This is a genomic window from Dyadobacter sp. (genome assembly GCF_039919315.1).
GTDB lineage: Bacteria > Bacteroidota > Bacteroidia > Cytophagales > Spirosomataceae > Dyadobacter.
The window spans coordinates 325,035-347,821 of sequence record NZ_JBDSFX010000102.1 but is presented as its reverse complement, the minus strand read 5'-3'; the positions used below and the strand labels follow the sequence as shown (position 1 = coordinate 347,821).

Genomic DNA, 22,787 nt, shown 5'->3' with positions numbered 1-22,787 from the left:
GTATAGATTTTAGGTTAAAAACATGCTACAATACGTATGCTAATAGTATGCCACAAGCTCCACGGTTTAAATTAAAATAACAAGAAAATATTTAAATTATAATTCCTCATTCCCGGTCTTTAATCAATGATGATACAAGTTAAAGCAATTTTGTTTTGGATTTTTACGGCCTGCTTATTCGGTGCCTGTTCCCAAGAGCTTCCTGAGGATGTAGCTGTTGCGATGCAGGAGCTACCCGACAAGCTGGACTATAACCGGCACGTAAAGCCAGTACTGTCTGACAGGTGTTTTGCCTGCCACGGTCCCGACAAGGCAAAGCAAAAAGGAGGTCTGCGGCTTGATTTGCCCGATTCTGCCCTTAAAATGCATTCCAAGAGCTCAGGAAGGCCAGCGATTGATCCGGGAGACCTTTCCGGCAGTGAGTTTTTTCATCGCATCGTTTCGGTCGATCCGGAATATAGGATGCCTACTCCCGAGTCCCACCTTTCTCTTACTGCCCGAGAAAAAGCCATTTTGATCAAATGGATTGAAGATGGCGCTGAATATAAGCCTCATTGGGCATTTGTAAAACCTGAAAAAGCAGACATTCCGGAAGTACACAGCAACCTGGCCGTCAACCCTATCGATCATTTTATTTTTCAAAAACTCGAAGAAGAAAAATTGCAGCCTTCTGCCCAGGCCGAAAAATCGATACTGCTCCGAAGGGTATCACTTGATTTGACCGGCCTGCCCCCTACCTTGGAGGAATCGGACGCTTTTTTGAAAGATACCTCTCCCAATGCCTACGAAAAACAGGTAGACCGCTTGTTGACCTCACCACATTACGGGGAAAAAATGGCCGTCGATTGGCTGGACCTTGCCCGCTTTGCTGACTCACACGGCTATACGGTCGATAGGCTACGGGATATGTCGCCCTATCGCGACTGGGTGATCGGCGCTTTTAACAAGAACATGCATTATGATCAATTTATACACTGGCAGCTTGCCGGCGACCTAATGCCCCGCCCGACCCGCGAGATGCAGATTGCCACTGCATTTAACCGAAACCATCAACAAAATATGGAAGGCGGCGTAATTGAAGAAGAATTTCAGACAGAATATGTGGTAGACCGTACCAACACTTTCGGTGACGCTTTCATGGGACTTTCCGTGGGCTGTGCCAAATGCCATGACCACAAATACGATCCTATCACTCAAAAAAACTACTATGAGCTTTTCAGTTTTTTCAATAATGTAAAAGAAGCAGGACAGATCTCCTGGAATGATGCGCTACCCACCCCGACCTTGATGCTACCCACTGCCGACCAGGAAAAAATGCTCCGTTTTATTGATTCCAATATCAAAACCAAGGAGAAAAAACTGGTGGAAAGCGAGCAAAACGCGACTGCTGGCTTTCATGAATGGCTAAAAAAAGGAGATCACAAGCTTCTCGCCAAACAAATGATCCCGCAGTCCGGTTTGCAGGCGCAATACACATTCGAGAATGGTTCGCTGCAAAACAAAATCAATACCAAACAAACCGGCTTGATGAAACGTGAATCAGGGCAAGCCGGTGGCGATCCTGAATTTACAAAAACATCAAATGGCGAGGCACTTTCGCTGAATGGCGATGTATTCCTGGACCTGAACCAGGTAGGCGTTTTTCGTAAATCTGAACCTTTCAGCATTGGGATTTGGGTGAATGTACCCAAAGGTTTAAAAGAGGGCGTGATTTTGCATAAAAGCCAGGCAGAGCGGTTGTACAATTTCAGAGGTTATCATTTGTATTTAAAAAACGACCGGCTAGAACTGAATATGGCGCATACGGCTCCTTCCAACGCCATTACCCGCATGACCACCCAGCCAGTTCCGCGAAATCAATGGATCCAGCTCACCATCACCTATGATGGTTCTTCCAAAGCCAATGGTTTAAAGTTATATATGAATGGTAATGAGGCTGCTATGGAGACTACCATGGATCAACTCACGAAAGATATTTTGTTCAAATCACCAGTTGAGCCTGGTTTACAGATCGGTGCCTGGTGGCGCGGACTGGGATTTACAGGTGGCAAAGTGGATGACATTTTAGTTTATAATCGTGCATTAACTGCCTTTGAAGCCGGAATTTTGGCTCGAAAAAAGACCTGGTCAGCGATTGCAGCGAAACCATTTGTTCAACTATCGGCAGCAGAAACCGGCCCGATACGAGACTACTATTTGTCAGTAGTAAATCCGGAAACCAGTTTGGCACGCCGGGAGCTGCAAATCGCGCGCACCGTGCAAGCAGACTCTACCGAGCGCATTCCTGAGCTCATGGTGATGCAGGAAATGCCAAAACCTAAGCAGGCGCACGTTTTGCTTCGTGGAAATTATGATGCGTTGGGCGAGAAGGTGTTTCCCGCTACCCCTCAGTCGATTCTGCCATTTCCCAAAAATCTACCCAAAAACCGCTACGGCCTCGCACAGTGGCTTACAAATTCTGATAATCCGCTCACGGCACGCGTGGAAGTGAACCGTTTGTGGCAAAATTTCTTTGGTACCGGGCTTGTCAAAACCACAGAAGATTTTGGAAACCAGGGAGAAATGCCAAGCCACCCGGAATTACTGGACTGGTTGGCGGTAACATTCCGAGAATCGGGTTGGGACATTAAAAAAATGAATAAACTGATCGTCATGTCGGCAACCTACCGCCAGGATTCCCGGACCAGCAAGGATGTTCGCGAGAAAGATCCCGAAAACAGATGGTATGCTCGTGGGCCAGCCAACCGAATGTCTGCCGAAATGATCCGAGACAATGCATTGATGGCCAGTGGCTTGCTCAATAAAAAAATTGGCGGTAAAAGCGTAAAACCTTACCAGCCGGAAGGATTATGGTCAATCAATAGTACGAACTACGAACCGGATTCGGGAGAAGCCGTGTACAGAAGAAGCCTCTATGTCATTGTAAAGCGATCGGTACCCAATCCTACATTGGCCACATTTGATGCGACTACCAGAAGTTATTGCGTCGTGCGCAGGCAAAAAACCAATACGCCTTTGCAAGCCCTGGTTACATTGAACGACCCAACTTTTATTGAGGCGGCGAAAGTGCTGGGCGAGCAAATGACCAGATCAGGAGATGAGAAAACAGCAATTATCGATACCTACAGAAAATTGACCGGCAGGAAACCGCCAGTTAAAGAGTTAGAGTTACTGATGACCTTGAAGAAAATAGAGGAAAACAAATTCAGAAAAAATCCGGAAAAGACTGCGGGCTGGCTGGACTCGGGTCAGTACCGTGTTACTAAAAAACTTAACCCGGCCGCGGTTGCTGCGAACAGCGTGGTAGCCAGCACGATCCTTAATTCTGACGCGAGTTTAACCAAAAGATAGGCGATGCACCACCACGACGAGGAGTACAGATTACATACCCCCGAGTTTGACCAGCTGCATAAAAAGCTGGACAGGCGAAGCTTCCTGACCAAAACATCATTAGGATTGGGTGCGATGGCCATGGGATCACTATTCGGAATCGATAAGCTGTACGGATCTGGTTCACGCCAGTCTCCCGCACCGGGTAATATGGAAGAGGAGATCCTGAAAGCATTGCCACACATTGCGCCAAAGGCTAAAAAAGTGGTTTACCTTTTCATGGCCGGAGGACCCTCGCAGTTCGAAACATTCGACTACAAACCTGGGCTGGTCAAAATGGCCGGACAAAACTTGCCGGACTCAGTACGAAAAGGACAGCGACTGACAGGAATGAGCGCTAATCAGAGCACATTGCCCATGGTACCGTCCTTTTATCAGTTCAACCAGCACGGCAAAAACCAGACCTGGGTGAGCGAGCTCCTGCCTTACACAGCCAAGGTCGTCGATGACCTCTGCATTGTGAAATCCATTTACTCCGAAGCCATTAACCACGATCCGGCCCAAACTTTTTTCCAGACCGGTAACCAGCTTCCCGGCAGGCCGTCGATCGGCTCATGGGTGAGTTACGGCCTGGGTTCTGACAATAACAATCTGCCTACATTCATTGTCCTGATTTCCAAAAATGCGGCGAAGGATCAGCCGTTGTACGCGCGGCTTTGGGGAAATGGTTTTCTGGAATCACGGCACCAGGGCGTGCAGTTTCGCTCGGGTAAAGATCCCGTGCTTTTTTTGAACAATCCGGAAGGCTACGACGGCGCCGACAGAAAGGAAATGTTGCAATACCTTTCCCAACTGAATCAGCTGCAAAATGACTCCTATGGCGATCCTGAGATCAGTAACCGCATTGCCCAGTACGAAATGGCCTTCCGCATGCAAACATCAGTGCCCGAGGTAATGGACACCTCCGACGAGCCCGACGAGGTTTTTGAACTTTACGGACCCGACAGCCGCGACTCAGGTAGCTATGCCGCCAATTGTATCCTGGCCAGGAAGCTTCTGGAAAAAGACGTGAAATTTGTGCAGCTATACCATCAGGGCTGGGACCAGCACGGCGACTTGCCGAAAGGTATCGCCCGGCAATGTAAAGACGTGGATCAGGCGACAGGCGCACTCATTATGGATCTCAAACGGCGCGGTATGCTCGATGATACACTGGTAATCTGGGGAGGAGAATTCGGCAGGACGGTTTATTCACAAGGCAAATTGACCGCCAACGATTATGGCCGCGATCACCACCCGCGCTGCTTCACCATGTGGATGGCCGGGGCTGGCGTGAAGGCCAGTATCAGTTACGGTGAAACGGACGATTTTAGCTACAATATTATCAAAAATCCGGTGCACGTACATGACTTCCACGCCACGCTCATGCATCTCATGGGCGTTGATCATGAACGGCTTACTTATAAATTTCAGGGTCGACGTTTCCGTCTGACGGATGTGCATGGCAATGTGGTCAAAGATATTCTAACCTAACCATATTATTTTTTCAATCGCCATGGTAGGTATCCCTGCTATTCTTGCGTCTTTGTTATGGGTTGCGTTGCTCCATCGAAGCACTTTTAAGCAGCGTAGCTAAACTGATTCATAATGAAACATTTAAAATACAACTTTATAATTTCCGCCTTGATCTGGGCAGCTGCTCCATTTGCATTTGCGCAGCAGGCCAATGTGAACCTGGACTGGGATCCACAAAAAAATACTGAGAAGCTTGTTCCCTATGGCGGTAATGTGATTTCTCCCGAAGTGCATGATGACCATACCATTACATTTCGTCTCAAAGCCCCGGAAGCACAAAAAGTAGAACTGACCGGCGGGCCCATTCTGCTGGCATTAAAAAGCAAGACCAATATTCCCTTTGTGAAAGACGGCGAAGGTTTATGGTCACTCACAGTTGGCCCGGTAATGCCGAATATTTATGTGTACCGGCTGCTGCTCGACGGCGTGGCGATTGCCGATCCGAACAATACATTAGCCGGTACTTCCAACCAGCCAGCGTACAGCAATGTGGTGGTGCACGATAAAAAAGGAGCTTACTATGATGCATTGAATGTACCTCACGGCAATGTTACCAGGCATATTTATCATTCCAAAGTGTTGAATGGCGAGCGCGAAATGTTTGTCTACACGCCGCCAGGTTACCTGCCTGTAAAAAAGTACAAGGTGCTGTACCTGCTTGGAGGAAGCGGTGAACTGGCCTCCGGTTGGACGCTGGATGGCCGAGCCAACTTCATTGCTGACAATTTGTTGGCGGAGGGAAAAATGCTTCCGACGATCATCGTGATGCCTAATAACCAGGTTATCCATAGAAATGACCCCAAGCACCTTGAAAAAACTTACCAACTGTTCGAGCAGGAATTGAGAAAAGAGATTGTTCCTTTTGTTGACAGCCATTATAGTACGGTTAAAAATAGAGACGGACGGGCGATAGCGGGCCTCTCGATGGGCGGGCGTCACACGCAGGCAGTAGGTTTCAATGCGCTGGACTTGTTCAGCTCTTTTGGAATCCTGAGCGCAGGCGATCTTGAACCTGAAAAACTCAATCCCTCTTTTTTCAATGATCCTCAGGTCAAATCAAAAGTGAATTACCTGCTCATCGGTCTGGGCAGTGGAGAACTTGATTTTGTAGGTAAGAGATCCGAAGCGACGCATAAGGCGTTAGAGAAAATTGGGGTCAAACATGAGTATTTCATTGGAGGCGAGGGTGCACATGACTGGGGAACCTGGCGCATGCTACTGCATGACAAGCTGCTTCCGAATGTGTGGCACATAGAGCCTTCCAGTAAGTAAAGATTTAATTCAGATATGGCAAATTTCAATATAGATTCAGTAAAAGAACGCACTTTTGATGCGATCGTGGTGGGGACAGGCATCAGCGGCGGATGGGCAGCCAAGGAGCTGACGGAGAAGGGTTTAAAGACGCTGATCCTGGAACGTGGACGAAATGTAGAGCATATTAAAGACTACCCGACCACGAACATGCAGCCATGGGAATTTGAGCATCTTGGGCAACCTACGCTGGCCATTCGCGAGGCTAACCCGATCGCCAGCTCGCATTACATTTTCAGAGAAGATGCGATGCATTTCGTAGTCAAAGATGCGGAACATCCTTATGTGCAGGACAAACCATTCACCTGGATGCGGGGTTACCAGGTCGGCGGGCGGTCGCTGCTATGGGCGCGGCAGACCCAACGTTGGTCAGATTTCGATTTCGAAGGTCCCGCAAGAGACGGTTTTGCCGTTGACTGGCCGATCCGATACAAGGACATTGCACCCTGGTACAGCTACGTGGAGAAATTTGCGGGTATTTCGGGAAATAAAGACGGTCTTCCGCAGCTGCCCGACGGCGAGTTTCTGACGCCCCACGAAATGAGCTGCGTAGAAAAGCATTTCAGCCAGCAAACTGCCAAAAATTACAACAATACCCGCCCCGTGATCATCGGTCGCGCTGCGCATATCACTGACCCGCAACCCATACATACAGAGCAGGGGCGCGCCAAATGCCAGCACCGGAATATGTGCCAGCGTGGCTGTCCGTTTGGCGGCTATTTCAGTACGAATGCCTCGACCTTGCCCTGGGCTGAAAAAACAGGCAATCTGACATTGAGGCCTCATTCCGTGGTACATTCTGTGATTTATGACGAGAAAAAGAAACGGGCGACGGGCGTGCGGGTAGTGGATACTTTGACCAAAGAAATGACGGAGTACTATGCTAAAATCGTTTTCGTAAATGCCTCGGCCATTAATTCGAACCTGATATTACTGAACTCAAAGTCAAGTCGCTTTCCGAACGGTTTGGGTAACGACAATGGTTTACTGGGCAAATTCATCGGGTTTCATAATTACCGTGGCAGGGTCAGCGCTGAATATGATGGGTTTCATGACAGTACGGTGGATGGAAGACGGCCTAATGGCGCTTACATTCCTCGCTTCCGCAATGTTTTCAAGCAGGACACTGATTTTCTGCGTGGGTATGCGACATCCTTTTCCGCTTCTAAAATGGGCAATGCAACCTCGGGATTAGGTGAATCTTTAAAGGAGTCATTATTTGGCCCGGAAGAAAGCGGATGGAGCCTGGGCGCACAGATGATGGGCGAGACCTTGCCGAAAAAGACCAATTTTATAACACTCGATCAAGATAAGAAAGATGCCTGGGGCATTCCGCAGCTTCGCATGTCGGTGGATTTCGATGAGAATGATATGAAAATGGTAAAGGATTTTTACAATGAGCTGAGTGAAATGCTGCAAAAATCCGGTTTTACCAACATTAAGACATCCGATACCAAACGTAACCCTGGCAGCGAAAATCATGAAATGGGCGGCATACGCATGGGTAACGACCCTAAAACATCGCTGCTCAACAAATGGAACCAGATGCACCAGGTGCCTAATGTATTCGTAACCGACGGAGGCTGTATGACTTCCACCTCTACGCAAAATCCGTCACTAACCTACATGGCGCTTACGGCGCGCGCGGTGGACTACGCTGTGAAGGAAATGAAGAAAGGAAACATTTAGAGCATCACGTAATTGGCGGGAAAGCCCGCTTAGGGAGCGTACTTAGTTTTACTATCTTTGTCCCGGAAATTAAAAACAGGATGGCAGTACAGAAATTTTTTGACCGTACCAAGGTCACAATCAAAGGACAAAAGGGGATTTGGGTGATTTTAAACCACGAATCCATTCAAAAAGGTGCGACGACCAAAATTACCGGAAAGGTCAAATGTAGGAATGAGGAGACTGGCGAGGTTAAATTTTGCAACGAGAAAAACTGTGAGCTGGCTTAGGAACACTAGTCTTCCACTTTCTCAAATTCATAGTTATTTTTAATGTGTGTATTTAAAAAAATCCCCTTGGAACCCGAGCTTTTCATGGCTTCGTATACTTCCCAGGGGACTTTTTTATAGTCATACACCATCCCTGAAACATATACGATTCGCAATGTTTCTGTTTCCTCTTTGTAAATGATTTTGGAAACAACGGATGATGGCATAACTACTTTTTTTAGTTCAATGCATCCAGCTTATCTCTGAGCTCGTCGATGGCGCCGTTTGAAATTTTAGAATTTTCAAAAACATTGTTAGCATTGGTAAAATCACTATAAAACGTACTGTTTGCCTTGGTATCCACGGACAATGCAGCCCCATTCAATGTAATTCCGGCAAACAGTCCTTTGCTTCTTGAATAGGAATAAACTTCTGCCTCCAACTTATAATCGGTACTAGCCGAAGAGCTTCTGCCCATCGGACCGGCTGCTACCGAAAGATCACCGCCCAACGTAAAGCTGCCCTTCCCGATCTCTGTAAGTGTCTTGCTGCTTTTAAAAACCAATACCAGGTCTACTGCCTGCACACCAATCTGTGCACCGAAACTGCCACCGGTAATGCTGACAAAAACAGGATCGCTCCATTCGCCATTGTCTTTCTTAACCATTGCAATGCCTCTGCCATGCTTCCCTCCTACTACCAGGCCCGCATTGATCATTTTCGGAACGATGATAATGCCTTTTGAAATAGCCAGTAATTGTGAAGGGATATTTTCCTGCATTTCACTGAAATCGTTGATCACAGCCGCCGCAGCCTTGATCTTGTCAACCTCTTTGTCCTGGGCAAACGATGCGCCAGACAAACACATCCCTACAATAAACATGAACTGAAACGGGAGTAATCTTAACTTTTTAATAAACATAACTGGATTGATTAGTGGGATTAACATCAGCCTCAAAGTATCGTGCCTGAACGGTCTCATCATTGAAAATGGACAACAAAAACGTGCATTCCGACAACTTTTAAGCCTATTCGCAAGAATTAACGTATATATCAGGTAATTCTGATTTTGTGGTATAGTTTTGGTGAAAAAAGATCAGTATATCAACCCAATTCAATAATACTATGGATGCCAAAGCAATCAGCCTGAGTGAAAAGGAAGTAAAACCCGTTGTGGATCTTTTAAACGATTACCTTGCCAACTACCACATTCATTATCAGAAATTAAGAGGATGTCACTGGAATATCAAAGGCCAGAACTTCTTCACATTGCACGTAAAATTTGAAGAACTATACACCAATGCACAGCTCACCATCGATGAAATTGCCGAGCGTGTGCTCACATTAGGCAAGCCGCCGCACAGCCGTTTTGCAGATTATATCAACGAGTCGTCGATCAAGGAGATCGATACCATTGGTTTAAAAGACCTGGATATGGTAGATGCCATTCTGGATGATATGGCGAAACTCATCAGCCTGGAAAGAGAATTACTGGAAGCCAGTGACAAGGCGAGCGACGACGGTACCAATGATATGGTAAATCGTTTTATGCAATTCAAGGAAAAGAACACCTGGATGCTGCGCTCGTTTGCAGGAAAAAAATAGCGTTTTTCTAAAACCGGAGATTACTCGAAAGAAACCATTCCTAAACGGGGTGGTTTTTTTGTGTGTTATCACTTATTTGCATAAATTCTCTTAAAAACCGGAACAATGCGTCCTATTCCCGAGTTCAGGATCGGAAAATTCAGTTTGCTGGCAGCCTTCAAATTTGCAGGTGACCCTTTGCATTTCCTCCAACAAGGCTTTGATAACTGCGGCGATACATTCCGTCTGAGATTGTTCCGCGAGTTCGTGGTGAGTCGTGACCCGGCTTTTTTCAGGCACGTTTTGCAGCAAAATAACAAGTATTTCAAAAAAGGAAATTCGGCCAAAATGCTGCGCCCGGTGCTTGGCAACGGGCTCGTGACGAGCGACGGCGATTTCTGGCTACGCCAGCGCAGACTGGTACAGCCCGCTTTTCACCGCGAAAGGTTGCAGGATCTTTTTATAGAAATGGGCAAGCTCACGGCTTCGTTTCTGGACGAGATGGAAAGTTTTAGGGGCCAAGAGGCGGTTGATATTGACGCCAAAATGATGAGCATTACCTCTGATATCGCGCTCAAAACGCTTTTTGGAAATATGACCACAGAGGATAAGGCGCAGATATACAAGCAGGTAAGCAGGACACAGACGTATCTGGTTACCCGCGTAAGAAAACCTTACCGGCGTCCATGGATGGCTGTGAATGGGGAAGACAAACGCTTTCGCACCGACCTGGCCTACTTCAACCAGCTGGTATTTGAGTTCATCAAACAGCGCCGCATTTCCGGTGATAGGCCCAATGACCTTTTGCAGTTGCTTCTGGATAGTGTTGATGAGGAAACCGGAGAGCAGATGAATGACCAGCAGATCCGCGATGAAGCGATCACTATGTTCGCGGCGGGGCATGAAACTTCCGCTACGGGGCTGAGCTGGTTGCTTTGGGAACTGTCCAGGCAACCCGATATCGTTACTAAGATCAGACAGGAAGCGGCGATATTCGACAATGTCCCCACATTTCAGCAACTCATGCAAATGCCTTACACGCGCCAGGTCATAGAGGAAGGCCTGCGCCTGTACCCGCCTGCGTGGACGATGACGCGTGAGGCTATTGTCGATCATGAAGTGGAAGGTTACCAGTTGGTCAAAGGAAATTCAGTGTTCATGTCGGTGTTTGAACTGCACCGAAATCCCAATCTCTGGAAAGACCCCTTGACGTTTAACCCTGCTAATTTCAACCCGGAAAATGTTAAAAACCGGGCTAAATTCAATTACCTGCCTTTTGGTGCGGGGCCGCGGATCTGTATTGGTCAGCAGTTCGCCATGATGGAAATGCAGCTGATCCTGGCTGCATTGGTGAAAAGGTTTACATTCGAAACAGACCCTTCCCATTCGGTGGGAATGCACCCGCAGATCGTACTTAAATCGACAAATGGTATTAAATTATACATCCGGTAAAACCAGTCTCTACCTGAACATTCTTTATGCATAGCACCATTATCCTTTACATTTCGCTGATCGTCGCAATTCTTTTTCTTGTCATGTTGGCGCAGCGTATCAAAGTTTCATATCCCATTGTGCTGGTACTCGGCGGACTCGCATTGAGTTTTGTCCCCGGCCTTCCTACCGTCGCTATCAATCCCGAACTGATATTTCTAATCTTTCTGCCGCCCCTGCTCTATGAAGCAGCGTGGCAGACTTCCTGGAAAGATTTCTGGAAGTGGCGGCGCGTGATCGGCTCGTTCGCCTTCGGGATCGTCATTTTCACTTCCTGCGTCATAGCCTATGTGTCCAATTCCATTATCCCTGGCTTCACATTGCCGCTGGGCTTTTTGCTGGGCGGGATTATTTCACCTCCCGACGCGGTCGCTGCTACATCCATTCTAAAAGACATTAAGGTTACCAAGCGGCTGATTACCATTGTTGAAGGCGAAAGCCTGCTCAATGACGCATCGAGCTTGATCGTCTTCCGCTTTGCGCTGACGGCCATTGTTTCCGGCACATTCGTTTTTGCAGACGCAGTGTCCAGCTTCTTTGTTGTCATCATCATGGGGTTTGCGACCGGAATGATCATTGCGCTGGTCTTCTACGCCATTCATCGATGGCTGCCCACTACACCGAGTATGGACACGATATTGACTTTCGTAGCACCCTACACGATGTACATTACCGCAGAAGAGTTTCATTTTTCAGGAGTGATTGCGGTGGTGACGGGCGGGCTTTTCCTTTCTAAAAACAGCCACAGCATATTGAGCCACCTCAGCAGGATTCAGGGCGTGAATGTATGGGATACCATTGGTTTTGTCTTAAATGGAATCGTTTTCATGCTGATAGGGCTCGAACTTCCCGTGATCGTGAATGGACTGGGGGATACCTCGTTATATGCGGCTATTAAGTACGGGATGATCATTTCAGTGGTCGTGATCATTACCCGGCTCGTCAGCGCATTGGGCGCTTCTGTTTTCACGGTACTGATCAGTAATGTGATCAAAACTGCCGACAGCAGGCCTGGTTTTCGCATGCCCATTATTTTCGGATGGACGGGTATGCGGGGAGTGGTTTCGTTGGCATCCGCTTTATCCATTCCCTTGCTGATCAATGGTGGCCAGTCATTTCCTCAGCGGAATATGATCCTCTTTATTACATTCGTGGTGATCTTGGTTACGCTTGTATTTCAGGGCCTTACCCTTCCATTGGTGATTAAATGGATGAATGTGAACGAATTGGATTATGCTGTTTCTTCCCAGGAGCAAGATATGATGATCCGAAGAAAATTAGCCGAAGAATCGCTGAACATGATCAATGAAAAGTACGCAGAGGAAATTCCGAAAAACGAGCTCCTGCAAAGCCTTAAATACAAACTGGAAAGTGACCTTGGTTTCCTGAACCACGTCCGCGAATCCGATCCGCTTCATTCAGGCCACGAATATGTTGAGAAGTATCAGCTGATTACCAAAGAGTTATTGGAACGAAAAAGAACCCTTCTTCACAAATTCAATAAAAAGGAAGCATTTGAAGAGGAAGTCATCAAGCAGCATCTTGCTCAGCTGGATCTGGAAGAAGAAAAGATCCGGCAGCAATTTCTGCACATGGACAGATCGCTGCCGGAATATTAAACCAGGCCGTACTCGTGAACAGGATACACCGAAGCGACCATTTTCTGTTTGCCAGAATCCCGGTTGAAAAAATAATCAAGTCGTCCTAGATTGATGCCTGCAAAACCTACCTGGTTGACAGTGGTGATCTTACCGTCCAGGTTCATAATATCCTCGGGTACCTTCATAAATGTATGGGTATGGCCGCCGATGATGAGGTCAATGTTCCGGGTGGATTTCGCCAGGATCTGGTCTGAAACCTTCTCCTCCTTGTATTTATATCCCAAATGCGACAGGCAAATAACCAGGTCGCAATGATGTTCGTTTTTTAGTAATGAAGCCATTTCATTGGCCTTGGCGATCGGTTCCAGGTAAACCGTTTCGCCATAATTCTTCTTGTTCACGATTCCTGAAAGCTCAATTCCCAATCCAAAAACACCAATTTTGATCCCCTGTTTTTTGAATATTTTAAAAGGCTGAGTCTTTCCTTTCAGCTCGGTATTGTCAAAGTTGTAGTTGCTGACGAGGAACGGGAAATTGGCGTGTGGAAGCTGTTTGGCAAAACCGGCCAGTCCATTATCAAAATCATGATTACCCATGGTCGCAGCATCATAACCCATGTCCGACATGACCGTCATTTCCACTTCACCGCCATACAAATTAAAGTAAGGCGTTCCCTGAAAAATGTCGCCAGCGTCCAGCAACAGCACATTTTTCTGTTCTTCCCTGATTTTCTTTACCAATGCAGCCCGCCTAGCCACGCCTCCCAGGCCCTGGTTACGAGAGCCGTCCATCGGAAATGGTTCAATGCGGCTGTGCACATCATTGGTATGTAAAATCGTGAGCTGTACGGCTGAATCTTTCCCAAAAGAATCGAATGGTGCCGAGCCCAATGCCAGTAATGCGGCACCAGCAGCGCCTTTTTGAAGAAAGCCCCTTCGGTCAATCCTTGACGATAATAATTCTTTCATCGAGTTGAGCATTTATTTTTTTACCCTGACTGGTCAGGTCCTGAATGTTTTCTAAAATAGCTTCCCTTACTTTCTGGTTGATTTCCCTTCTTTCAATCGGATTTCGCAGACATTCCAGATCGTCGCCTCCGTCAGCCAGATAATCGTAGGTCAGTAAGTTATAGGTTTTGTTAATATCAAAAGGCTGGCCGCCAATGGTGATGTCAAAGGCTTTGTGATCCTTGATTTTCATGCGGATACCCGAAACCGGCTCACCGTCTTTTTTCACAATGAAGTCGATCACCTGCTGCACATTCTGCCCGGTGAGTTTGAGTACAACCATCTCATTTTCAAACGGCATAAGCTCAAAGACATTGGAAACCGTGATATTACCTTTTGGAAAAGTAGTACGTAACCCTCCCTTGGTCGACAATGTAAACTGAATGGTAGGATCTTTTTTCAAACCTTCTTTCAGCATAGCATCCGAAAAGAAATTTCCCATCAGAGTCTCCGGGGTCGAAGGCTTAGTCAGCTCCTGCTCGGTTTGCCCGATTACCTTGCCCATTTCGGCCTGCATTTTCTCTTTGTAAGGCAGGTAATACTTCACAACCGCCGAATCCACAGCGAGTTGCGTATCCATGTTATATTGCTTGTAGTCACTTTTGGCGACTGACAAATGGCGATGGCAGGAAGGAAAAGCAAGCGGCGCTATGCTGAAAATCAGCGGCAGCGTCCCTTGCCAGCGTTTGAAGGAAATTGTCATAATGGCTATTTTGTGATAAAAATAGCGATTTTTTGCTCCCAAAAAAGGTGCCTTGAAACATCAAAGCACCTTTTTAAGAACCATGAATTGATTTCTCCTACCAGCCATCATTCTGACGCAAGTTGGGATTAGCGTCGATCTGCGACTGGGGTATGGGATATATTTCAAGCCTTTCCGAGTAGGGAACCAGCACATTGTCAACGATCTGTCCATCGGACATCGCCGCAATTTCTTCCTTTAATGTACCCCATCTCCTTATGTCGAAAACCGTGTTGAATTCCCCCGAAAGTTCCAGCCGTCGCTCATTGCGTATCGCTGCACGGAGGGCTGCCACAGTCGTTGCTTTCGAAGGAGTGGCTTTGGCCCTCGCGCGCACCCGATTGAGCAACGGAAGCGCCTGGGCTGTTTTACCGGTCTCGGTTAACGCTTCTGCCAGACTTAAAAGGACGTCTGAAAAACGCATTTCGATCAGGTCGGCGCTGTAACCTTGCACCGCTGCACCGGCTGGTCTGGCCGCACGCGCCAATTTTCCGAAGGCTATTCCGTATTTGAAATCATCGTGAGCGAAGGGTGCATTAGTACGCTTTACAATGTAGTTGCTAATAGTCGGGTTGTAAATAATGCTATCGCCCGGCTCCGCTCCTGCCCTTGCACCACCCTGAAAAACATACCTGTACACGAGTGTGAAATCCCGTCGGGTGTCTGTTTTTTCAAATAGTTTGTAAAAATCGTAGGTCAGACCATAATTGGTTTGCTCATCACCATTGACCAGCCCGGAAGGGAAAAGATTGAATGGAAGAATGTTGCCATTCGGATTAGAAGAATTGATAAAGTAGCCAAATGATAGTACTACCTCACGGTTTCTTTCATTGGACAATGTGAAGATGTCCGGAAAGTTAGGTATCAGCTCGAAATCGTACTTTTCTTCATTTTCAGCTCCTACCAGTTCAGCCAGTTTATCCGCAGCCTTTTGGTAATTAGCCGTCACATTCAATGGTTTTCCTGCCATCGTCAGGTATACTTTTCCGAGCATCGCTTTGGCTGTACCTGCGGAAACGCGCCCTAGCTCAGCTCCGCCACGGGAATCCGGAAGATTGGCTTCCGCAAATGTCAAATCCTCCAAAATCGCGTCGTAAACCTGCGCATTGGTAGATCTGGGGGCAAAAATTAGATCCTCATCGTCGAGTGAGTTGATTTCTTCCAATATCAGCGGCACTCCACCAAAGTACCTCACCAGATTGAAATAAGCATATCCTCTTAAAAACCGCGCTTCCGCAATGTACGGATCCGCTTCCTCCTCTTCACCTGGTACTGCCAGTTTTGCATTGGCGATCACCGTATTGGCCCGGAAAATAATTTTGTAAAACCTGGACCAGACCGATTCGAATGCGCCGGAAGTAGAAACGTGCCCAAACCTGTAATAAGGATCGGAGCCTGAGCCGGAAAGTCCCGCAGTTGCATAGCGATGGCCGGATTCGGTGAGGATAAACCTGCTGGTAATGTCCGTAAAATCCGGCGCGGTCCATGCGTGGTAAACGCCGATCGTGGCCTGGTTCAGGCCGTTTTCGTCTTTAAACACTACATCTTTGCTCAATGAAGAAAATGGTGATTCTTCCAAATTGTCTTTGCAGGAGAAAATTCCAAGCAAAAGCAGTACGGTAATTTTTATGTGATATTTCATAGGAATAATGCGTTGAGTCATGACTAAAAATTGCAGGAGAAACCAATGGTATAGGAACGTTGCGAAGGATAGGCACCGTAATCAATGCCCTGTTGCAGAAGCGATTGGCCATAGGAACTTACCTCGGGATCAAAACCTGTGTACCTGGTAAGCGTCCACAAATTGGTACCTGTTACAAAAAGCCGCGGATTTTGAACCGGTCCTAATCTTGGGAATGTATAGGCAAGACTGAGCATTTTGAGCCTTACAAAACTACCGTCTTCTAACATGGTCGAGTTAATGTCGCCGGAGGCAATTCCGCGCTGGATTCCCGGGTACTTGGGATCATTATGCGGATTGGATTCGGTGTAACGTTTGTCATACCATTCTTGCGACTGGTTGAAACCCACACCTCCGTAATCCACTACCCCATTCATAATGTAAAAATTAGTCAGGTTAAGCACATCATTTCCGACGGAACCGGTAAATAATGCATTGACCGAAAATTTCTTCCAGGTAATGTCATTGCTCCACCCAAATGTAAAATCTGGCGTGGATTTGCCCAATACTACGCGGTCATCGGCATTGATGAGGTTATCCCCGTTCTCGTCCGCGTAGATCCAGGCTCCATAGAAGGGTGTACCTTTCGTTCCGGGAGGCTTGGGGCCTTCGAAAGTTGCAAAGGTTGGGTTGCCATTGGCGTCAAAGTCGGTGGTTTGAGTTAATCCTGCTACTCTAAATCCGAAAAACCTTCCGATATCTTCCCCTGGCGTTAGAATGCCTGACACGCCTCCCAACAAATTACCATTGATGCTCACATAATCAGACTGCGTGCGATCTCCTAGATCGATCAATGTATTTACGTTCTTGGAAATGTTGAATCGAGACGAGAACGTTACATTTTTCTTTTGAATGATATTGGCCTGAATGCTCAGCTCTACACCCCGGTTGCGCATCGTTCCATAATTATCGATAATCGTCCCAACACCGGACTGGGTCGGCACTTTTCGTGGTTGCAGCAGATCTGAGGTTACCTTATTGTAGTAATCAAAGCTAAACACGAGCCTGTCTTTGGCCGTATTGAAATCCGCTCCGACATTGAACTGGCGCGTGCGCTCCCAGGAAAGATTAGGATTGGCAATGGTATTGGGATAAATGCCGGTATTGATCACGGCGCCGTCACCACCAGGTCCCATTTCGTAAAATCCGCTGCTGTATTGCGAAAGCGAAGAATAGGGCCCAATAGCCTGGCTGCCAGTTTCACCATACGACGCTCTCAGTTTGGTATTGGATACGAACGAGACGCTTTTCATAAATTCTTCTTCTTCCAGGTTCCAGGCCAATGCTACAGATGGAAAAACGCCGTACTTTCTATTGGCTGCAAATGGCGATGCTCCATCAATGCGTACCGATGTATTGAGAACATATTTGCCTTTAAATGAATAATTTGCCCGCAGAAATCCGGATTGCAGAATCCTTTTTTCTTTGAATGAACCGATGGCTTGCGACTGGGCGCTTCCTATATTATCTATTCCAAAAAACGGAACCGCGTAACCAGATGAATTGGTGTTGACGAATTCAACAGTCTGGTCGTTATATTCCACACCCAATGTCGAATTCAGGTAATGATTTTTCCTGAATGTCTTTTCATATTGCAGGTACGCATTGACATTATAACTGTAAGTGTTGGACGTATTGTTGCTCCCTTTTCCCTGAACGCCATTCCCTTCTGCTGTGGATGGCGGCAAAAATACCTTCCTGCGCGTCAGGTTCTGATTACCTCCCAGGCTCACAACGAGTTGCAGACCATCCACCAGTTTGAAATAGTTTTCCAGGTTAAGAATGGAGTAATCATTCTGGGTCACATCGGTTTTGGCCGTCAGCTCATTGTAAGGATTTGAAAAGTAATAACCCTGATAATTCGGAATGCCGAGACTATTATTGCCCAGATAGTCGAGACTAAGTGTAGGTGCAGCGCGCAGTCCGTCCATTAACCCGCCCGAGTTGGGCCAGGCGCGGGACGCGGTGACTGCCCGGTTTGACTTCTGACGTGTAAATGAAATTTGCCCTTTGACCGTGTACCAATCATTGATCTCGTTGTTCAGATTGACCCTGAGACTACCTCTGTTGTTATCTGAATTAATGATCGTTCCTTTTTCTTTGAGATAATTCCCTGAGATATAATACGATGATTTTGGGCTACCACCTGAAAGGCTCAATGTAACATCCTGTCGAAAACTTGGCTGCGTTACAGCCGCTACCCAGTCAGTATTCGTGAATGCACTGTCCAGATTTTCGAAAGGTGGATTACGGTCAGTTGCGATGAAACTTTCATTGATCGTCTCCGCGTATTGCCTGGAATTCATCATTTTAATGGGATTTCTGATCGAACCAAATGAAGTTTTGCTCACCAGATCTACACGACCTTCGCCCCGTTTGCCAGCTTTGGTAGTGATCAGAACAACGCCATTTGCTCCTCTTGAACCATAGATAGCGGTTGCAGAGGCGTCTTTTAATATTTCCATGCTTTCGATATCATTAGGATTGATACCGTACAGGCCATTTTGCGAAGATGCACCTGAGAAATTAGCCCCAGCCTCGCGGTAAGGTGGCATCGGGAAGCCATCAACCACATATAAAGGCTCATTGTTGCCGCTCAGTGAATTATTACCTCTGATCCGAACCACCGCTGCTGCACCGGGCTCGCCGGATGTTTCCACCACCTGCACCCCGGAAGTTCTTCCTTGCAATGCCTGATCTATCGTGTTAATCACAGCAGATTTGTATTCGGTTGCAGATACCCGGGAAGTGGAACTGGCAAGATCACGCTTGCTTTGGGCACCATAACCTACTACAACGACCTCTTTCAATGCTTTGGCCTCGGGCTGCAACTGTACATTGAATTGCGTTTTGTTACCGACCGCAATTTCCTGGGCTGTAAAACCCACAAAACTAAAAACCAATGTTCCTGACTGTGCCGGTACTTTCATTACAAAAGAGCCGTCAACCTCGGTAATGGCCTGTATTTGGGTGCTTTTTACCAACACACTTACACCCGGCAACCCGACGCCTTTTTCATCGACAACCGTTCCTTTGATCGCTTTGGCACCCGGTCCGGGGTCGCTGAGACCAGCTGCATTGGATTTCAAACCCTCGCTGTCCGCAGGTTGGGCGGCTGGTTGCGTGGTTTGAGCAGGAGCATTGTTTACAGGTTGACTCTTAGGAAGATTAGCGCTATCCGGCTTGCTGGCTGGTGTTACCGAAGAATCTGTCGCAGCTTTCGATTTTAATGTGTCAGGTTGCAAAGCAGGCTTCACCAGCGGATCGAAGCTTTGCGTCGGCTTGGCCAAAATCCCGGTATTGGCGGGTTTGGCTGTTGTGTCTGTGGTATTTTTAGGTTTGGGGAGGGTGTCGGTAGCCGGCTTGGCCGGGGTAGCAGTCGGTGGAGTAACCGGTCTGGGAAGCGTGTCCTGCTTTACTTTCCGGATGGTATCAGGTGCTGTTTGCTGCGCATAGGTAAAGGTGTAATTGCAAACGGTGAACAGCATCAGAAAGAAACCAATCCTCAAAAAAGTGAGCTTATCCGAACAGGGACCGGGCTCACTGGCTCGTTGAGTTTTTCGCATACTAATTTCTGGCTAGGTGATAGGACATTGTCCTGACTGAATTCTAATGAGCCTAGCCAGACAAAAACCGTACCCTATGTTTCCAACGGTTATAAATCGGGCACTTTCACGATCCATCCGCTAACCTGACCGACTATATGACGGCAGTTTGATACAGACCAAAAAAAATATTGGCATCTATTTGTTTATTTTCTAAATATTGATGAAACAGAAGTAAGAATCTTTGGAAACAACCTGCTTCCGATTACATTTGTCAAAATGCCAGAATGTGCTGGTGTTGAATTTTGAATTGAAAAAAGGAGCGCAAGAAAATAACTATGACCATGAGCCAGGAACAACTGCTAACCGCCGACTATATTGATTCTCAGATTGGAAATGTAATTGAGTACTACACTCGTTGGGAATTTGAAGAAGATCCTTTCTTCGGAAAAGCTAGGATCAAAGGCCTGGTGGACGATGATTTCGGCAAACTGAAAATAATATGTGATGTGATTGAAGGAAGCGATCTGGAACTGGCCTACGAGCTGGAAGAGGTATTTATGCTCTCCGATAACCACCCCATTTATTCAGGCACATTGCCGGAAATTTATTCGGCTAACTGGGTCAGCACGGACGGAAAAAAGAAAAAACAGATCTTCATTTCTCCACCTAATGAAAACGCAAAAGAATTCGCTATTGCTCAAACCAACAGCAAAGTCGTTGTCAAAAGGATCTATTAAAAAGAAAAACAGTTTAACCAATCCGACGATCTGAATTGGTTAAACTGTTTTTTTATGCCCTATTCTTAATTTTTGATGATTTTCTTCGTCAAAACCCTATCCCTGAATGTTGCTTTCACAATGTATAATCCGGCCGAATAATTGGTCAGGTTAAAGTCGTATACATTGGATGCCACATCTCCTGTGATTACTTTTTCAGTTACTTTTTTCCCTGTCGCATTATAGATTTCAACGGATTGCAACCCTTCCGGATGCGGATAGAATTGTACGGATACCAGTTCGCTGGTCGGATTTGGCGATACCAGGAAGCCTGCTTCTTTCAGGTTCGGATTGATGGTGACCGTCCTGATGTTAATGTCATCCAGGAATATATCGTTTTCGTTTCCATTGGTATTCAGGAATGCCACCAGCACTTCGCCCTGGCCTATATAGTTACTAATATTGATTTCCTCCCTTCTCCACTCATTCACAGTCGGCGTGAAGGCCGTGCGGGTGGCTGTGCTGCGGGTGACAAGGTCAGAACCCCATTTTTTGTAAACACTCGTGTAAGTCTGCCCGCAATCGGTACTGATCAGCACCTGCAATGTATCCCACACATTCCCCTGCGCCGAAGGTGTTGTGTAAGTAGCGGCTGCCACCTGGAACGAGACAAAAGCCGAGTCGGTACCGGCAATGGTTACTGTGGGTGATCTGAGGTAGTCTTTCCGGCCTATTTCCTGATTACCAAAGTTGGCGATTCGAACAGAAGCACTACCAGTTTTTGCGGCTGAGGTCGTTTTCTCCCAGGTTGTGCTGGCATCCTCATTCACAATGTCCCAGCCCTGGGGCGGGAATAAGCCTTCGAAGCTCTCGGTAACAGGCGCATTGAACGGTTTATAATAAATGAAGTCAAGGTTTTGCGAGTCATTGGACGTATCCTCATCGGATGCACCGTTGGGATTGCTGGTATAGATGCTTAAAATATGATTTCCCTCTACGGTAGACAGCTGTGGCAATGTAACGGTCGTTTCTGCAAAAGTGGCCAATGAACCTGTCCAGGTGAAATTCTGAACAGTCCCATTATCGATGACCGCATGAATGATCACCGAAGTAAGTGTTTCCTTTCCTTTGTTGACCAGCGTGACCTGCGGTGTCAGCGTATTGGTACAGATCCGCTGATCAGGCTGCCTGATCGATTTCAAGGACGCATCCTTATTTTTGACATCGACCGGCGTACAGCCATTGGACATGCTCAGCAGCGACCGGTAGGTTGTAAAAGCTGCTTCCATCCGGGCCACCTGCATTTTTGTAAACATTGACAAGCATCCGTCCGAAGTGTAATCCATGTAGTTTTGATACATGATACCGGGAGCAGTAGTAGTACATCTGTCTGTTACAATGCCTGTTGGGCATGTACCGGTACTATTGCTTTGGTTCGGCGTGTCATCCACCTGATCGCTACCAGAGCAGGTTCCGTTGTCGTCCCCCCATATATGGAAGAGGTTAAAATAATGGCCGATCTCGTGCGTCAGCGTTTTACCCTCATTGTAATTGGTGACATTGCCGCCAGGCAAGCTGCCATAGTCGACAGCCACTCCTTGCTCATCTTTTACGCCGTCGTCCGGGAAGGTCGCATACCCCAATGTTCCACCGGAAAGGTCACAGATCCAGATATTCAAATATTTATCCGTATCCCAGGCATCCGCTCCACCCGATTCGGCGTGCTTCACCTGATTGGTGGTATAATCAAAGGAAGTGCGTGTGGTCGTGTACCGCACGATACCGGTTGACGGCGCGTCCTCAGGTGTGCGTTGGGCGAGGCAAAACTGAATTCCTGATTGGCCGAATAATGATTTGAAATGAGAAGGAACTCTACTGGAACTGCCATTAGAACCCGCATAGTCTTTGTTAATGGTATCAAGTTGCGCCATAATCTGGGCGTCTGTTACCTGGGTTTGCCTGCTTAATACAACATGAAAAACAACAGGGATCGTCACCTCGGCATTCGTTTTGAGCGTTTTTCCTGATGCTACCCGTTGGCGGATCACTTCTTTTAATCGAAGCTCGCGTTGATCAAACATGATTTTGAGCGCGGGCTGTTTGCTAAATCTCTGGTTCAGCAGTTCCATCGTACCGCAACGTTCCTGCGCATGGGCCGGATGGGCAATAAAAAAGGCAATTGCTGCAAAAAGAACTAATATAGATGCTTTAAAAGAAGGTATAGTATATCGCATTATAAACGTCAGAAAGCTGTGTAATAGAAT

General features: G+C 47.0%; 16 protein-coding genes. 9 read left to right on the top strand and 7 right to left on the bottom strand.

The window, feature by feature from the left end:
• The first annotated feature begins 129 nt into the window (after positions 1–129).
• The 5 genes from ABIO93_RS31000 to ABIO93_RS30980 all read left to right on the top strand — a co-directional run bounded on the left by ABIO93_RS31000 (position 130) and on the right by ABIO93_RS30980 (position 8,174).
• The gene (locus ABIO93_RS31000; RefSeq protein ID WP_348073962.1) at positions 130–3,351 is read left to right on the top strand and encodes a DUF1553 domain-containing protein; all 3,222 of its coding nucleotides are present in this window, start codon (positions 130–132) and stop codon (positions 3,349–3,351) included.
• Positions 3,352–3,354: 3 nt separating this feature from the next.
• Entirely contained in the window at positions 3,355–4,863 is a 1,509-nt protein-coding gene (locus ABIO93_RS30995) for a DUF1501 domain-containing protein (RefSeq protein WP_348073918.1), read from the top strand.
• 114 nt (positions 4,864–4,977) lie between these two features.
• Positions 4,978–6,177: an alpha/beta hydrolase-fold protein gene (locus tag ABIO93_RS30990; RefSeq protein ID WP_348073917.1), complete on the top strand. Its 1,200-nt coding sequence runs from the start codon at positions 4,978–4,980 to the stop codon at positions 6,175–6,177.
• A 15-nt stretch (positions 6,178–6,192) separates the two neighbouring features.
• On the top strand, positions 6,193–7,905 hold the full coding sequence (locus tag ABIO93_RS30985; RefSeq protein ID WP_348073916.1) for a GMC family oxidoreductase: 1,713 nt from the start codon (positions 6,193–6,195) through the stop codon (positions 7,903–7,905).
• Positions 7,906–7,985: 80 nt separating this feature from the next.
• Positions 7,986–8,174, top strand: coding sequence for a hypothetical protein (locus ABIO93_RS30980; protein ID WP_348073915.1), 189 nt, complete (start codon positions 7,986–7,988; stop codon positions 8,172–8,174).
• A 5-nt stretch (positions 8,175–8,179) separates the two neighbouring features.
• On the opposite strand, the gene ABIO93_RS30975 is transcribed toward ABIO93_RS30980, so the two are convergent.
• Positions 8,180–8,380 carry a KTSC domain-containing protein gene (locus ABIO93_RS30975; protein WP_348073914.1) on the bottom strand — a complete coding sequence of 67 codons (201 nt, stop codon included), beginning with the start codon at positions 8,378–8,380 and terminating at the stop codon, positions 8,180–8,182.
• A gap of 11 nt (positions 8,381–8,391) precedes the next feature.
• Complete coding sequence (locus tag ABIO93_RS30970; RefSeq protein WP_348073913.1) at positions 8,392–9,075, bottom strand: lipid-binding SYLF domain-containing protein; 684 nt, start codon at positions 9,073–9,075, stop codon at positions 8,392–8,394.
• A 203-nt stretch (positions 9,076–9,278) separates the two neighbouring features.
• Here ABIO93_RS30970 and ABIO93_RS30965 point away from each other — a divergent pair, with 203 nt between their 5' ends.
• The 3 genes from ABIO93_RS30965 (at position 9,279) to ABIO93_RS30955 (ending at position 12,847) form a co-directional block, all read left to right on the top strand.
• Complete coding sequence (locus ABIO93_RS30965) at positions 9,279–9,758, top strand: DNA starvation/stationary phase protection protein (protein WP_348073912.1); 480 nt, start codon at positions 9,279–9,281, stop codon at positions 9,756–9,758.
• A gap of 105 nt (positions 9,759–9,863) precedes the next feature.
• Complete coding sequence (locus ABIO93_RS30960) at positions 9,864–11,189, top strand: cytochrome P450 (protein ID WP_348073911.1); 1,326 nt, start codon at positions 9,864–9,866, stop codon at positions 11,187–11,189.
• Between the two features lie 26 nt (positions 11,190–11,215).
• Entirely contained in the window at positions 11,216–12,847 is a 1,632-nt protein-coding gene (locus ABIO93_RS30955) for a Na+/H+ antiporter (protein WP_348073910.1), read from the top strand.
• Here the strand turns inward: ABIO93_RS30955 and ABIO93_RS30950 are convergent.
• From ABIO93_RS30950 to ABIO93_RS30935, 4 genes are all read right to left on the bottom strand, one after another.
• Entirely contained in the window at positions 12,844–13,797 is a 954-nt protein-coding gene (locus ABIO93_RS30950) for a metallophosphatase (RefSeq protein ID WP_348073909.1), read from the bottom strand. The two genes, ABIO93_RS30955 and ABIO93_RS30950, sit on opposite strands and share 4 nt — an antisense overlap.
• The gene (locus tag ABIO93_RS30945; protein WP_348073908.1) at positions 13,769–14,539 is read right to left on the bottom strand and encodes a 5'-nucleotidase; all 771 of its coding nucleotides are present in this window, start codon (positions 14,537–14,539) and stop codon (positions 13,769–13,771) included. The genes ABIO93_RS30950 and ABIO93_RS30945 overlap by 29 nt, the downstream gene beginning before the upstream one ends.
• Before the next feature lie 97 nt (positions 14,540–14,636).
• On the bottom strand, positions 14,637–16,220 hold the full coding sequence (locus ABIO93_RS30940) for a RagB/SusD family nutrient uptake outer membrane protein (RefSeq protein WP_348073907.1): 1,584 nt from the start codon (positions 16,218–16,220) through the stop codon (positions 14,637–14,639).
• 23 nt (positions 16,221–16,243) lie between these two features.
• Entirely contained in the window at positions 16,244–19,825 is a 3,582-nt protein-coding gene (locus tag ABIO93_RS30935; protein ID WP_348073906.1) for a SusC/RagA family TonB-linked outer membrane protein, read from the bottom strand.
• Between the two features lie 323 nt (positions 19,826–20,148).
• Between ABIO93_RS30935 and ABIO93_RS30930 the strand changes: the two genes are divergently transcribed.
• Positions 20,149–20,544, top strand: coding sequence for a hypothetical protein (locus ABIO93_RS30930; RefSeq protein WP_348073905.1), 396 nt, complete (start codon positions 20,149–20,151; stop codon positions 20,542–20,544).
• 65 nt (positions 20,545–20,609) lie between these two features.
• Here ABIO93_RS30930 and ABIO93_RS30925 read toward each other — a convergent pair whose 3' ends face one another.
• Complete coding sequence (locus tag ABIO93_RS30925; RefSeq protein ID WP_348073904.1) at positions 20,610–22,757, bottom strand: M43 family zinc metalloprotease; 2,148 nt, start codon at positions 22,755–22,757, stop codon at positions 20,610–20,612.
• Positions 22,758–22,787 lie beyond the last annotated feature (30 nt).

Coding starts and splice junctions, on each gene's coding strand:
- ABIO93_RS31000 (WP_348073962.1), top strand. CDS start 130: ATGATACAAGTTAAAGCAATTTTGTTTTGGATTTTTACGGCCTGCTTA.
- ABIO93_RS30995 (WP_348073918.1), top strand. CDS start 3,355: ATGCACCACCACGACGAGGAGTACAGATTACATACCCCCGAGTTTGAC.
- ABIO93_RS30990 (WP_348073917.1), top strand. CDS start 4,978: ATGAAACATTTAAAATACAACTTTATAATTTCCGCCTTGATCTGGGCA.
- ABIO93_RS30985 (WP_348073916.1), top strand. CDS start 6,193: ATGGCAAATTTCAATATAGATTCAGTAAAAGAACGCACTTTTGATGCG.
- ABIO93_RS30980 (WP_348073915.1), top strand. CDS start 7,986: ATGGCAGTACAGAAATTTTTTGACCGTACCAAGGTCACAATCAAAGGA.
- ABIO93_RS30975 (WP_348073914.1), bottom strand. CDS start 8,380: ATGCCATCATCCGTTGTTTCCAAAATCATTTACAAAGAGGAAACAGAA.
- ABIO93_RS30970 (WP_348073913.1), bottom strand. CDS start 9,075: ATGTTTATTAAAAAGTTAAGATTACTCCCGTTTCAGTTCATGTTTATT.
- ABIO93_RS30965 (WP_348073912.1), top strand. CDS start 9,279: ATGGATGCCAAAGCAATCAGCCTGAGTGAAAAGGAAGTAAAACCCGTT.
- ABIO93_RS30960 (WP_348073911.1), top strand. CDS start 9,864: ATGCGTCCTATTCCCGAGTTCAGGATCGGAAAATTCAGTTTGCTGGCA.
- ABIO93_RS30955 (WP_348073910.1), top strand. CDS start 11,216: ATGCATAGCACCATTATCCTTTACATTTCGCTGATCGTCGCAATTCTT.
- ABIO93_RS30950 (WP_348073909.1), bottom strand. CDS start 13,797: ATGAAAGAATTATTATCGTCAAGGATTGACCGAAGGGGCTTTCTTCAA.
- ABIO93_RS30945 (WP_348073908.1), bottom strand. CDS start 14,539: ATGACAATTTCCTTCAAACGCTGGCAAGGGACGCTGCCGCTGATTTTC.
- ABIO93_RS30940 (WP_348073907.1), bottom strand. CDS start 16,220: ATGAAATATCACATAAAAATTACCGTACTGCTTTTGCTTGGAATTTTC.
- ABIO93_RS30935 (WP_348073906.1), bottom strand. CDS start 19,825: ATGCGAAAAACTCAACGAGCCAGTGAGCCCGGTCCCTGTTCGGATAAG.
- ABIO93_RS30930 (WP_348073905.1), top strand. CDS start 20,149: ATGAGCCAGGAACAACTGCTAACCGCCGACTATATTGATTCTCAGATT.
- ABIO93_RS30925 (WP_348073904.1), bottom strand. CDS start 22,757: ATGCGATATACTATACCTTCTTTTAAAGCATCTATATTAGTTCTTTTT.